The sequence below is a fragment of the Draconibacterium halophilum genome, assembly GCF_010448835.1.
Lineage (GTDB): Bacteria > Bacteroidota > Bacteroidia > Bacteroidales > Prolixibacteraceae > Draconibacterium > Draconibacterium halophilum.
On the sequence record NZ_CP048409.1, the window covers coordinates 4,857,773 to 4,870,850 of the forward strand.

A 13,078-nucleotide genomic window follows, 5' to 3' on the forward strand; every position below is an offset into this window, starting at 1 on the left:
TCGGGAATCAGAAATTGATTTCGGCGTTTGGAATTAAACGAATAACAAAATATTAATTAATTATATAAACGACATGAAACAAGTACTATCACTTACAGGAATTTTAGCCCTTTCCCTGCTGTTCTCATCTGCCATCTCAATTATGGAAGCACCACAGGATCCTCCAAAAACAAAAAAGGGGAAAAAGCACATTAAGATGGTGAAGGTTGGCGACGACGGTAAAAAAATGGAAATCGACACAGTAATAACAGCCGACCAGATTTTTGTATGGAACGGAGACACTATCGAAGGTGGAAAAGGTTTGAAATGGGTTTCAGAAGAGGATTTCGATTTTGACATGGACATTGACGTAGATGTAGAAACCGATGAAAACGGAAATGTAATTATTATGAAAGGAGACGGAGCCTCAGAGTCAATGATCTACGAATTCAAAACCAATGATGGAGACTCAACAAAACATATAATGATTAAAGCAATTTCGGACGATATTTCTTCCGACATGATGAAGTGGCACAGCAAAAATGGCAACGAAATGTTTTTTGGTGCACCGCGTTCGTCAAGCCCAAAAGTAATTCGCATCGACAAACAAAAAAGCGGGAATGTGATCGACTTAAGCGACCCCGGAATTATTTCATATGATAGAAAAGAACTGAGAAATGGGAAAGAAAAGATCGTGATCGTTCGTGAAAAACCAAGCGAAGAAGATGTTGAAGTACACGAAGAAATTATTATGCACGGCGGTGGTTCAGCACCAATGATCCTGCATAGTGGTCACTCCAATATGTCTAAAAAAATTAAAATAATTGCAGATGACGAAGGTCGTGTTGAAATTTTGGAAGATGGTAAAACCTGGACCGTTGAAGAAAGCGATGAAGACACGCAGGTAATTGAAAAAGACGGTAAAAAGATCATCATCAAAAAAACAAAAAAAGATGGTGAGATGAAAGTTGATGTGGAGGTAGAAGAGAAAGAAAACTAATTATACCGATTAGAAATCAAATTGAGCTTTAGGTTCGCAAACTCCCCCAAAGCTTTTTAATTTTCTATCGGCATTAACCATTGTAATCTCAAAGTTTCGCCAAAGCTCACTTTGAAATACAATTGGTATAAAATACAGGTTCAGAAGCAACAAAGCCCGTACAATTCGTTGTACTGGCTTTGTTGTTTTTTATCGCTAAGCTTCATAAAAAAAGCGGCTCTCATTTGAGTGCCGCCGGAAACTGAATAGCCAAACAATGAAGGTTGGCTGAATTATCTAGTACTAACTGAACGGTTATAAAAACTACTTTTCATGGCATTGAAGCAGTTGTAATGTGTTTAACAAATGCTGTGCCAAAAATGCGATTCAACCATTCATCGTAACTCTATTTTTGTAGCGAGATTATAGTATTTTGCAAAAGCGCAATTACATGCTTAACATTCTCGTTAAACACTTTCAGCACCTCTTCCCAGGTAACAGGCGCTTCATCCACATTCCAGCAATCGTAATCGGTGCTCATGGCAACGGCAGCATAAGGAATCTCCAGCTCATTAGCCAGGGCGCACTCGGGTGCTGTCGACATATTAATAACATCGGCTCCCCAGGCCCGAAACATATTCGACTCGGCACGTGTCGAGAAACGTGGTCCTTCAATTGTAATTACCGTTCCGCTTTTATGAAATCCCAAATCCATCTCTTCAGCATTTTCAATCAATTTATGACGTAATTTCCAGTTAAACGGATCCGACATTGCCGGGTGATTTAATTTCCCGTCTTCAAATTTATCTATAAAAGAAGTCTTTCTGAAGCGGGTAAAATCAATAAACTGATCGAGCATTACAAGCTCTCCGCGACCAATTTCCAAGCGAAGACTCCCGCATGCGGTGGTTGCCAGAATGTGCGAACACCCCCACTCTTTTATAGCCCAAATATTTGCGCGGTTATTCACATCTGTTGGCGGAATAGAATGATCGCGGCCGTGCCTCGATAATAGGACCACATCCACGCCTCCAATCTTTCCACATTTAAACGACGACGAAGGCGCACCATAAGGCGTTTCAACATTTACCTCTGTTGCCTCTTTCAGAATGGCGGGGTCTTCCAGCCCGGAACCACCAATTATTGCAATTTTTTTCATGATACTATCTATTATTTTTCTCCGGATATAATTTTAAAATACTTTCTTTATTCGCTTTGCAAATGCCACGTTCCGATATCAAGCCGCTTACCAAACGGGCCGGAGTTACATCGAAACCATAATTAGCTACCATACTTTTTTCAGGAACTAAACGCACCTTTTTTATCTGATCATCGTGCCAACCCTCAATCGCCGCCACTTCATTGCCATCACGTTGTTCAATGGGAATTTCTTTTACGCCGTCATTCATTTCCCAATCGAAAGTGCTCGATGGCAGCGCCACATAAAAAGGCACGTTATTATCGTGAGCAGCCAAAGCTTTTAAATAGGTACCTATTTTGTTGGCTACATCGCCGGTAACAGTTGTTCGGTCGCTACCCACAATTACCACATCAACCAAAGCGTGTTGCATTAAATGGCCACCCGCATTGTCGGGAATAACGGTGTGCGGCACACCTTGTTCTCCCAATTCGTAGGCCGTTAATCGTGCTCCCTGGTTTCGCGGGCGCGTTTCATCCACCCAAACATGCACCGGAATTCCCTTTAAATGTGCCTTATAAATAGGCGCGGTTGCTGTTCCCCAATCAATACACGCTAACCAGCCGGCATTGCAGTGGGTTAAAACGTTCACTGTAGTTCTTTTCTTTTTATAAATGGCCTCGATAATTTCCAACCCATGCTCTCCTATCTGATCGCCAAAATCAATTTCCTGCTTCTTTAATTCGCCGACTTTTGCCAGTACTTTTGCTTCCAATTCCTTATCCTCTTTGTGAGCCAAAATAAAAACCAACATTTCATCCACGGCAAAAGCAAGATTAACAGCCGTTGGACGCGATGATTTTAAATACTTAGCCACCTGAGTTAAGTCCTCTTCCCAATTTTCATTTTTCAAATGACGAGTTGCCAGATACATGCCATAAGCCGCAGTTACCCCAATTAAAGGAGCACCACGAACCACCATTTCTTTAATAGCAAAAAAAGCATCGTCGGCCGAATACATAGCAAAAGTTTCGAATACAAACGGCAATTTTCGTTGATCGATAACCTGAACAATTGTCGGATCGTCCTCATCTATCCAAATAGTATGATAATGTTTTTCCTGAATTTTCATTGATTGTAAACTTCCGCTTTTTAAAAGATTTATATGAAGTTAAAAAAGATTTTCCCGAAATGCTTACTTTCGTGAATATAAATTTTGAAATATGAAAGCAGACCTTTCAAACATAAAAAACATCATTTTTGATTTAGGGCGTGTGTTGCTAAACCTTGATTTTGATGCTTCTATAAAAGCCTTTCATAAAATTGGCAGCGATAAAGAAGTTCTCGACCACAAAAATGCGTATGCCGACCCGATTTTCTATAATCTTGAAGTTGGAAAAATTACTCCTGCTGAATTTAGAACCGGCGTTAGGGAACTGCTAAAAAACGAGAAACTTACCGATCAACAGATTGACGAGGCATGGAGTGCCATGATTCTGGATATTCCTGAACAGCGCGTAAAGAAGGTGCAGGAACTCAGCAAAAAATACAAGGTTTATTTATTTAGCAATACCAATCAAATTCATATCGACAAATTGCTAGCGGAATTTAAAGCACAACATAGAATTGATTTTCCGCCACTATTTAATGCCGTTTATTATTCGCACGAAATTCACGACCGCAAACCGGAAGTCAGTTCGTATGAAAAGGTAATTGCACTTTCTGGTGTAAATCCGGAAGAAACGCTGTTTGTCGACGATTTGGAAAAGAACATCATTGCGGCGCAGAAAGCCGGATTAAAAACTTTGTGGTTACAAAAAGGTATGGAAATGACAGAGCTATTTTAAGATGCGAACCCGTTTTATTCGGATATCTTCAATCGGCCGCCAACGCCGGTCGGTTTCTACCTGTACAATTTTATCAACCACATCCATCCCGGAAGTTACTTGCCCAAAAATCGTGTAACTACCATCGAGGTGAGGTGCACCACCAACTGTTTTATAAGCTTGTCGTTGCCCGGCAGAAAACTCGTAATTATTGGCTTCTTCCAATTCATCCAGCCCCTTATCAAAATATTTACGGCCGGAAACGATATAAAACTGGGATCCATCAGAACGGCGGCGTTGATTTTTTGTATCCGGTTTTCGCGGCGAACCAATCATCCCGCGTTTATGATACAATCCAGGAACAATATGAGCTGGAATAGTGTAGCCCGGCCCTTCCATCCAACACTTGCGCCGGGCACGGCATAACGGGTATCAGCAGCACCACTTTGTATTCCGAAGTCGTCTATCACACGGTGAATCAGCAAACTATCGAAATAATGCTCTTTAGCCAGCCTAATAAAATTATCGCGGTATTCGGGGGTTTCGTTAAACAGTTTTATGGTGATATTGCCGTAATCGGTTTCCAGTACCAGCCCTTTTATTTTCCGGTTTTCGGCAGCAAGCTTTTCATTCGATGTAGTTTTTAGCCTATCCAGCGGCTCGGGCGTTTCGGATTTTTTTTGTAGCATATCGGCAATAAATTCCGAGGGAATAGCAAAACTCCGCGTTTCAAAATTAACCGTTCCGGAATAAGCCACGCCAATCGCTTTCCCGGTTGATACGAAGATGGGCGCCCCAAATTGCGATGTCCGAATTCGGTTCGTAATGCGGTATAACCTGCTTCCCCTGATATTTGCCAAATTCAGAACCTTACCGGTAAAAAGCTGCAGTGTTTTCCCGGTTTTTGGTGCCACATAAAACGATTTGGCAAAGTTCGGTAAAGTGTCTCGTTGTAATTCAATGGGCTCGCGCCGAATGCTGTCAACTTTAAGTATAATCAAGTCGTTTATACGATCGAAAGCCACAAAACTGTGAGCGTTGTATTTTTTACCCTCGTCAAACGGCTTCACCTTTACGTTGGTAGCCTGATTAACAAGCGAATATTTGGTAACCAACAAGTCTTCGCCAACAAAAAATCCCTGCCCCGATTCCAGAATCCGGTCTTCATCATACGAATCAATTTTTGCGATAGACGACATCAACTGATTCCAGATATACTGTTTTTCATCTGCAGCAACGTCCGGGTTGACTGTTGTTTCTTCCTGCTGTGTTGCTTGTTTTTGTGCTTTATTTCCACAGGCACTAAAAAAAACAACAGCCAGCAATATGAAAAGAATTTGTTTTACCATAACACTACTTAATCACATTCACTTTGATTTTCACATCGTTATACGGCCGGTTATTGCCATCAGTTTTTAGGGCTGCAATTTTATCTATCACATCGAATCCCGAAATGCATTCGCCAAATATGGTGTATTTCCCATCCAGCTCAGGATAACCGCCAACAGTAGTATAAGCTTCGCGCTGGGCATCAGAAAATTCAAGCGTATTGGGATTCAAATTGTAATCGGTTTCAATATTGTCTTTTATTTCACCGGCAAGCTCCCTGAACTCCTTCACCTTTTTCTCTTCTTTTAGTTGTTTCAGCTGCTCACGAACTTCGGGCGTCATATATTTCTCCACAATTTTTTTCCGGATAGGAATATTCACCGCCATTTCCATCGTATCCAAAGCACCACTGGTATGCACACTTCCCTTTACAATAAAAAACTGTGAAATATCCGACTGCTTAAACGGGTTTACCTCGTCGGGTTGACGCGGCGCACAAAGCGATCCCTTTTTATGAAAATAGTGATCCAGAATTTCGTCGTCAACTGTTTTATCCGGATCGCCATAACCAATACGTTTCCCCGGAGGTGCGTTGCGAGAGCTTTTTGAACCGCCCTGAATCAGAAAATTCTCGATTACACGGTAAAACAAAGTGCCATCGTAATAACCCTGGTTGGCCAATTCAATAAAAGCTTTCTGGTGTTTTGGCGTGTCATCATACAATTCAAAACGCATATCGCCGTAGTTAGTCGAAATCTCAACAATTCGCGATTGCGCAGACACTGAAAACCCTAATAAACAAATAAATACAACTAATAAACCGGTTCTAAACATAAACTATTTTGTACTTTGTATTTCCATTTTTATATCCGTTTTCGGACGATCATACTGATCCGTTTCAACGGCAGCAATTTTATCCAAAACATCTAATCCCTCAACAACCTCGCCAAAAACCGTGTACTCTCCATCTAACGAAGGATAACCTCCAATGGTGGTATATGCCTGGCGCTGCGCGTCGGAAAACGCGAATTTTGGCTGCTCAGTCCAGGCACTATCAGCAGTTGCACGTAGTTCGGAAACAAAAATGTTAAAACCATCCTGATCGTTATTTTTTCGGTATTCATCCAGCGTGGGTTTTGCTTCAGCAAATTTTTCCTGTAAGAATTCGTTTTTCGCCCGGCTGTTCATCATCATTTCCATAGTATCCAGTTTTCCCGGAGTATAAACCTCGCCATGTACAATATAAAACTGCGAGCCGCTCGACCGTTTTTCAGGATTTGACGTGCCACGCCGTGCCGCTGCCAAAGCTCCTTTTTTATGAATATGTTGTGGAAGTATCTCCGCCGGAATCGTATAACCCGGATTTCCACTACCCAAACGTTCGCCTGGTGCTGCATCTTTCGAATCAGGATCGCCTCCCTGAATCATAAAGTTTTCCATAACACGGTGGAATAGTAGCCCATCGTAATATCCTTCGTCAATCAGTTTCAGAAAATTCTTTTTGTGTTCCGGCGTATCGTCGTACAATTTCAATTTGATTTCGCCAAATTCGGTTGAAATGACAACCAGATCTTGCTCGCTACGCTGTTTCGCATTGCTGCACGAAATTCCTACACCTATAAAAGCAATTAATATTAAACCAATTAATTTCTTCATTCGTTTTTAATTTTCTTATTTTGACATTATAAAATTCCTGTAAAGATAAAAAGATGATAAACATTCACTCCAGCGTTCTTTTAATGTTCCTGATTTTTTCATGTTCATCGCCAACAAAGAAGGAAATTGCTACAGGAATAAGCTTACAAGCCGAACAATATATTCCGGAAGTAGATGGTAAAATGAATGAAATATCAGGATTGATGATTTACGACGATCATCTTTGGGGATTTAACGACAGCGGCGGTAAAAACGAGCTTTATGGGTTTAACAAATCGGGGAAAATAAAATATGAAATTGAGCTTGACGATGCAAAAAACAGAGATTGGGAATCGATAACACAAAACGATAAGCACGTTTTTGTTGGCGACTTTGGAAATAATGGAGGCAACCGGGATAACTTGCGCATTTATAAAATCAGGAAAAAAGATATTTCGAACAAAGACGAGCAAAAAGTTGATGTGAAAGAGATTGAATTTGAATACGCCGACCAGGAGCGCTTTACTTATTTAGACCAAACCACGCCATTTGATTGCGAAGCGATGGTGGCTTTTAAAAACAAACTTTACCTCTTTAGCAAAAACTGGCGCGACCGCACCACGTGGCAGTACGAATTACCAACAAAAAAAGGCAAATACGACATTACGCCTACCGATACTTTTAATGTTAAAGGCCTGGTTACCGGAGCCGATATCAGCCCCAATAAAAAAATATTGGCGTTGGTTGGTTACGAAAATTTCCAATCGTTTATTTGGCTATTTTCAGATTTTCCGGAAGACCGCTTTTTTGAAGGACAAAGCCAAACCATTTATCTGGAAGGAATTGACGGCGCCCAAACCGAAGGCATTTGTTTTTTAAACAACGACAGCATTCTGGTTTCGTGCGAAAAAACCAGAACGCACGATCAGCAAGTTTTTCTGTTCGATTTAAAAAAACTAAACGATGGAACACATTAGGGTAAACCACAAAATCAGGCTCGAACTGATTAATTTGTCGATGGCCGACATTGTTTTTCAAACCATCGACCACGATCGTGAATTCCTGAAAAAATGGCTTCCGTTTGTAAACTACACCAGCAAGGTTGCTGACACCAAAGCTTTTATTGAAAGTATTACACGAAAGGATGACAAAAGCGACCTGGTTTATACCATTTGGTACAACGAAGAATTTGCCGGATTGATTGGTTTTAAGGATACTGATTGGGTGAACCGAAAGACTGAACTTGGCTACTGGCTGGCCGAAAAAATGCAGGGTAAAGGTATTGTAACAGCTTGCGTAGAAAAACTTATACGTTTTGCTTTTCAGAAACAAAAAATGAACCGCGTACAAATTAAAGTAGCCGAAAAAAATTTGCAGAGTGAAAAAATTCCAATGAAACTGGGATTTGTTTATGAAGGAACTGAACGCCAGGGAGAACACCACAGCAAAGGGTACGTCAACCTTAGAATTTACAGTAAGCTTAAACACGAAACATCAGAATAGCTGCAACCCTAACCATCTTTTCATGTCGATATAAGTGTTAAACAACGGTTATAATGCAGATTATTAGCCAATAAGTGAGACGAACTCATTGAAAGTTTATATATTTGACCCGTAAATTCATTTGTTCGAATTTTAAAATTTTACAATGCAGACAGAAACAGTTACAGAAAAGGCGCTTCGAAGAAACCTCTACCGGGTGTTGCGAAAAACAGGTGTTACCAGAGATAACATTTGTTTGACGGCCTCGTTTTATGAGGATCTGAATTTCGACAACATCGATTGGACAATCTTTACACACTATTTAGAACGCATCTTCGACATTCGGATAAAAGATGAAAAGTTAAATAGTTTTTCAAATGTAAACGATACACTCCATTACTTACGCGGAGAATTGGTTTACTCAAGTAATTAAGCAGCTTAAACAAAAATGACTAAAAAAGGGCCTCAATAGAAGAGTCCCTTTTTTATTTGAACAATTTCAAATGAAATTTTGTATCTTACATCAAATTTAAATGACCAAACAAATGGAAGAAGTAAATAATTTATCAGAAAAGATTTACGATTTAGTAATGTCTTATGGTCCCAAATTAATCGGGGCAATTATCACGCTTATTATTGGTTTATGGGTTATCTCATTACTCAGTAGTACTATACGTAAGCGTTTTGAGAAACAAAATGTAGACCCTTCACTTCGTGGCTTTCTTAACAGCCTTATTGGAATTGCCCTAAAAGTTATGCTATGGATAGCGGTAATTGGAATGATGGGCGTTGAAATGACCTCATTTATTGCCATCTTAGGTGCCATCGGTCTGGCAATGGGATTGGCCTTATCCGGAACCTTGCAGAATTTTGCAGGAGGTGTAATGATCCTGCTATTTAAACCATTCAAAGTAGGAAACTATATAAGTGCCCAGGGACACTCAGGGACGGTTAATGAGATTCAGATTTTTAATACCATATTAAAAACACCGGACAACAGAACCATTATTATTCCCAATGGAGGATTATCAACCGGATCGATGATTAACTTTTCTGCCGAGCCAAAACGCCGGGTAGACTTTACTTTTGGCATTGCCTACGGCGATGACGTGGATAAAGCAAAAGAAGTTTTAATGAAATTGATAAAAGCCGACGAGCGAATAATAAATGATCCGGCCGAACCGTTTATTGCCGTTAGCGAACTGGCCGACAGCTCAGTTAACTTAGTGGTTCGTGTATGGGCCGAAGCCGCTAACTATTGGGGCATTCATTTCGATCTTCACGAAAAAGTATACAAAACATTCGATAAGGAAGGTCTGAATATTCCTTTCCCGCAAATGGATGTACATGTGCAGAAATAATAAACTATATAGCAAAGAGCAACAAAGGGCACACCGGTCGGTGTGCCCTTTGTTGTTTAAAACCTGCTCCCTCTATTTTGTAATAATCCGAACAATTGTTAATTCGCTGTTCTTCTCATCCTGGTTTACATCTATAGTTTGAATCATGCCTTTTTCAAGCTCTTTTATTTTTTCTGCATCTACTTTTTTACCGTTAAGGTAGTACACAGTGCTATCGCCAGGGTAGTTCAGGAAAATGGGTTGCCTTCCGTATTTTTCAGCCATCTCACGGTGTTTCTCGGCCATCTCGCGCTGTTTCTCGAATTGTATTTGTGCCTGTCTTTCAATTTCTGCTATCTGTTCTTCCGACATACTTGCTTTTTCTGCCATTTCGCGCGCCCGGGCTTCAATTTCAGCCAGTCGTGCCTCGTCAAACTCAAAATCACGCACATAACCTGCACCGGGAAAATACGCTGATGAAGAGTTGTCAATCTTATACAAGTTCTCCAATCCACGCAGGTTTAAAGCTTTATTCAGGTCGGCGACATTTGACAAATCAATGTCACCATCTAATTCAACCAAACTGGTTGATCTTGACGAATTTGTTACCAAAGCCAATGCCGTTATCAAACCATCATTTCTTTGCAGGTAAACTTTTACCTCCTCACCCATACGCTTTTCGGTTTTCAACAACGAATAACCACTTTGTTTGTAGTGTTTGATTATATCTTCGTGTAATTCGGCTTCACCCGCCTTTTCTTTTTTTGCCGGTTTTTCATCGCCAAAAAATTCATTTGCCCGAACTCCAAAACGATTCTGACTTATCACCAAAATATTATCCAAACTTTCCAATGCCTCTGCCAGTTCCGAGTTTTCATCTATGTTTTTCTTTTTCAGGTACAGATCGAACATATCGCTGCTTAGCATGCTGGCGCTAAAACCATCCTGGTTGGCATATTTTTCTGTTAACTGCTCAAACAGGCTCTGAGACTGCTGTGCCAATACCGGGAACACAATCCCGAGCATTAACACCATTACTACTAACTTTTTCATTTCTTCTATTTTTAATTGTTTTTACTCCATTTATAAATAAGGCCTGCAGAAACCTTTATTATTTAATTCCACATTTACTCAATCCTTCAACATTTCAGTCCTTGATTCCTTAGTTTATAATAATTTCCACATCATCATCTACCCAAAGTACAAGCATGTCGTCGGGTTCCGGTTCAGGCTGCAAACTTTCCGACACCTGGAACAAGGCTTGCTCCATTACAAAAAACTGGTCTTCCAACTTTGTTTGCTTTTTATTTCTTACATCAAGGAAAACAGTTAACACAATCAATACAACAGCCGCTGCTGAAATAACCGAGTAGAAGTGCATTCGAATACTTTTCTTCTTAAATGCCTGTTTTTCAATTCCGGCAAAAAGGTCTTCCTCCAAACCCTCCGGAACAACAGATTCAATATCATAAAAAGAGAAAATGTCTTGCTCCGTACTTTTTGTTTTACTTTCTGAAACGGCGGCTTTCAGCTCCTTTTCTTCCTCCAGCGAAGTGTCACCTCTATAATATTTGTCGAGCATATTTTCCTGATGTGTCATAATCGTAAATTTTTTCAATTTCTTGTTTCACCTTTTGCCTGGCCCGCGAGAGAATTACCCGCAGGTTGGCCACTTCGTAACCGGTTATTTCTTTGATCTCGTCAAACGAAAAGCCATCAACGTCGCGCAACTGAATAACCGTTTGGTACTTCTCCGGCAGATCGTTTATTACCTGCCTCACGTTCTCATATCTTTCTATCGTATCAGAATTTGTTCCTCCGGCTTCCAGATTTAAAATCCGATATTCCTGTTTCTCATCCATCGTTTCCGGTCGCTTCTTTTTCAGCAAATCAAAACTGTAATTTCGTGCCATCGTTACAATGTAGGCCGACTGATTTCTACACTTGACCAATTCCTCTTTACGGTTCCACAACCGGAGCATCAATTCCTGTAAGGCGTCTCGCGTTTCTTCTTCATTTTTCAGAATTCGAAACAACATCGGGTACAGCTTTACCGAGTAAGGAATTACCATATTTTTAAACTCTTCAGTGGTCATCTGTTATATTTGACGAGTTGCTTTCAGTTTTATAACAAACCTTTTCAAAAAAATTATCGATTCTCTTTTAACACCGAAACTCAAGCTAAGCAGAAAAACTAATTTTGTTACTTTTGCGGCACCAATGACAACAGCAAAATTCATAACCTTTTTACTTCTCGGTATTGGCTTAAGTTTCGATTCCTTTGCTGTTTCTGTTTCATGTGGGTTAATGAGAAGAGACATTAAGTTTAAACAAGCCACTTTGGTTGCTGCATCGCTGGCATTTTTTCAGGCAACTTTCCCGGTAATTGGGTGGTTAATTGGCGAAGCGATAAAAAACCTGATCGCTTCGATAGATCATTGGATCGCTTTTGGCTTGCTGGCCTTAATCGGCGGAAAAATGATTGTGGAAGGCATTAAGGAAGACGGAACACTCAAAAATTTTAATCCTTTTAAACTTAGTGTACTAATTGGATTATCAATTGCTACCAGCATTGATGCGCTGGTTGTTGGATTAAGTTTTGGTTTTCTTGAAATCCCCATTCTGTTTCCGGTTTTGGTTATTGGCTCGGTAACCTTTATTGCGGCTATGCTGGGTATGTTGTTTGGTAAAAACATTTCGGCCAAAAGAAGCCATCAGTCGCTAATTCTGGGAGGCATTATTTTAATTGCTATCGGCCTGAAAATACTGGCCGAACATCTTTTTCTTCAGGCTGCTTAATTCTTCTCATTTCGCCTCGTAATCTTTGCAAAATGTAGTGTTATTTCGGTGAAGAATACCAAACGTCGGATAAAAACCGTAATTTCACGCCATTAAAATTTACACGATGGCGAAGATTAGAGTTACCAAGAAGTTTCATTTTGAAATGGCCCATGTACTTTACGAATACGACGGATTGTGCCGCAACATTCACGGGCATACTTACAACATGGAAGTAACACTGCTTGGTGAAATCAGGGAGGAGCAGGGGCACCCGAAAGACGGGATGGTGATCGACTTTGGAAAACTAAAACAACTGGTTAAAGACAAGATTGTAAATGTGTACGACCACAGCCTGGTTGTGAGCAAAATTTATGCTGATAAAAACCAGGACTACCTTCTTAAAGCTACTGAACGTCTGATCGTTCACGATTTTCAGCCAACATCGGAAAATATGTGTGTATATTTTGCCAAGGTTCTTCAACAAGAACTACCCGAAGATGTTTCTTTGTATAGTATCCGACTTTACGAAACACCAACATCGTATGCCGAATGGTTTGCAGAAGACAATAAGTAATTCGTACCCTGAAAA

General features: G+C 40.3%; 17 protein-coding genes. 8 read left to right on the plus strand and 9 right to left on the minus strand.

Features of this window, described 5'->3' with window-relative positions; genetic code table 11:
- The first annotated feature begins 73 nt into the window (after positions 1–73).
- Positions 74–979, plus strand: coding sequence for a hypothetical protein (locus G0Q07_RS19905; protein WP_163348799.1), 906 nt, complete (start codon positions 74–76; stop codon positions 977–979).
- Between the two features lie 385 nt (positions 980–1,364).
- Here G0Q07_RS19905 and mtnP read toward each other — a convergent pair whose 3' ends face one another.
- Positions 1,365–2,117 (minus strand): S-methyl-5'-thioadenosine phosphorylase, encoded by a 753-nt coding sequence (mtnP, locus tag G0Q07_RS19910; RefSeq protein ID WP_163348800.1) that lies wholly within the window; start codon positions 2,115–2,117, stop codon positions 1,365–1,367.
- A gap of 4 nt (positions 2,118–2,121) precedes the next feature.
- A complete protein-coding gene (gene mtnA, locus G0Q07_RS19915) occupies positions 2,122–3,228 on the minus strand; it encodes an S-methyl-5-thioribose-1-phosphate isomerase (protein ID WP_163348801.1) in 1,107 nt (368 codons plus the stop codon).
- A 91-nt stretch (positions 3,229–3,319) separates the two neighbouring features.
- On the opposite strand from mtnA, the gene G0Q07_RS19920 reads away from it, so the two are divergent.
- Positions 3,320–3,943 carry an HAD family hydrolase gene (locus G0Q07_RS19920; RefSeq protein ID WP_163348802.1) on the plus strand — a complete coding sequence of 208 codons (624 nt, stop codon included), beginning with the start codon at positions 3,320–3,322 and terminating at the stop codon, positions 3,941–3,943.
- Here the strand turns inward: G0Q07_RS19920 and G0Q07_RS21155 are convergent.
- From G0Q07_RS21155 to G0Q07_RS19940, 4 genes are read right to left on the minus strand one after another with little or no spacing between them, the layout of a single operon-like run.
- Positions 3,935–4,276 (minus strand): peptidylprolyl isomerase, encoded by a 342-nt coding sequence (locus G0Q07_RS21155; protein ID WP_163348803.1) that lies wholly within the window; start codon positions 4,274–4,276, stop codon positions 3,935–3,937. The genes G0Q07_RS19920 and G0Q07_RS21155 overlap by 9 nt on opposite strands.
- The gene (locus tag G0Q07_RS19930; protein WP_163348804.1) at positions 4,255–5,271 is read right to left on the minus strand and encodes a peptidylprolyl isomerase; all 1,017 of its coding nucleotides are present in this window, start codon (positions 5,269–5,271) and stop codon (positions 4,255–4,257) included. The genes G0Q07_RS21155 and G0Q07_RS19930 overlap by 22 nt, the downstream gene beginning before the upstream one ends.
- 4 nt (positions 5,272–5,275) lie before the next feature.
- The gene (locus G0Q07_RS19935) at positions 5,276–6,085 is read right to left on the minus strand and encodes a peptidylprolyl isomerase (RefSeq protein ID WP_163348805.1); all 810 of its coding nucleotides are present in this window, start codon (positions 6,083–6,085) and stop codon (positions 5,276–5,278) included.
- A 3-nt stretch (positions 6,086–6,088) separates the two neighbouring features.
- Entirely contained in the window at positions 6,089–6,907 is an 819-nt protein-coding gene (locus tag G0Q07_RS19940) for a peptidylprolyl isomerase (RefSeq protein ID WP_163348806.1), read from the minus strand.
- A 53-nt stretch (positions 6,908–6,960) separates the two neighbouring features.
- Between G0Q07_RS19940 and G0Q07_RS19945 the strand changes: the two genes are divergently transcribed.
- The 4 genes from G0Q07_RS19945 (at position 6,961) to G0Q07_RS19960 (ending at position 9,729) form a co-directional block, all read left to right on the plus strand.
- Positions 6,961–7,863 (plus strand): hypothetical protein, encoded by a 903-nt coding sequence (locus G0Q07_RS19945; protein WP_163348807.1) that lies wholly within the window; start codon positions 6,961–6,963, stop codon positions 7,861–7,863.
- Complete coding sequence (locus tag G0Q07_RS19950) at positions 7,850–8,389, plus strand: GNAT family N-acetyltransferase (RefSeq protein ID WP_163348808.1); 540 nt, start codon at positions 7,850–7,852, stop codon at positions 8,387–8,389. Before G0Q07_RS19945 ends, G0Q07_RS19950 begins: the two co-directional genes overlap by 14 nt.
- A gap of 145 nt (positions 8,390–8,534) precedes the next feature.
- The gene (locus G0Q07_RS19955; RefSeq protein ID WP_163348809.1) at positions 8,535–8,801 is read left to right on the plus strand and encodes an acyl carrier protein; all 267 of its coding nucleotides are present in this window, start codon (positions 8,535–8,537) and stop codon (positions 8,799–8,801) included.
- 112 nt (positions 8,802–8,913) lie between these two features.
- Positions 8,914–9,729 (plus strand): mechanosensitive ion channel family protein, encoded by an 816-nt coding sequence (locus G0Q07_RS19960; RefSeq protein ID WP_163348810.1) that lies wholly within the window; start codon positions 8,914–8,916, stop codon positions 9,727–9,729.
- Between the two features lie 72 nt (positions 9,730–9,801).
- On the opposite strand, the gene G0Q07_RS19965 is transcribed toward G0Q07_RS19960, so the two are convergent.
- From G0Q07_RS19965 to G0Q07_RS19975, 3 genes are all read right to left on the minus strand, one after another.
- The gene (locus tag G0Q07_RS19965; RefSeq protein ID WP_163348811.1) at positions 9,802–10,761 is read right to left on the minus strand and encodes a DUF4252 domain-containing protein; all 960 of its coding nucleotides are present in this window, start codon (positions 10,759–10,761) and stop codon (positions 9,802–9,804) included.
- Positions 10,762–10,870: 109 nt separating this feature from the next.
- The gene (locus G0Q07_RS19970) at positions 10,871–11,308 is read right to left on the minus strand and encodes a hypothetical protein (protein ID WP_163348812.1); all 438 of its coding nucleotides are present in this window, start codon (positions 11,306–11,308) and stop codon (positions 10,871–10,873) included.
- A complete protein-coding gene (locus G0Q07_RS19975; RefSeq protein WP_163348813.1) occupies positions 11,271–11,804 on the minus strand; it encodes an RNA polymerase sigma factor in 534 nt (177 codons plus the stop codon). The genes G0Q07_RS19970 and G0Q07_RS19975 overlap by 38 nt, the downstream gene beginning before the upstream one ends.
- A 211-nt stretch (positions 11,805–12,015) precedes the next feature.
- Between G0Q07_RS19975 and G0Q07_RS19980 the strand changes: the two genes are divergently transcribed.
- Both G0Q07_RS19980 and queD read left to right on the plus strand, forming a co-directional pair.
- Positions 12,016–12,507, plus strand: coding sequence for a manganese efflux pump MntP (locus tag G0Q07_RS19980; RefSeq protein ID WP_203532620.1), 492 nt, complete (start codon positions 12,016–12,018; stop codon positions 12,505–12,507).
- A 106-nt stretch (positions 12,508–12,613) separates the two neighbouring features.
- Positions 12,614–13,063, plus strand: a complete 450-nt coding sequence (queD, locus tag G0Q07_RS19985; protein WP_163348815.1) for a 6-carboxytetrahydropterin synthase QueD — start codon at positions 12,614–12,616, stop codon at positions 13,061–13,063.
- Positions 13,064–13,078: the final 15 nt, after the last annotated feature.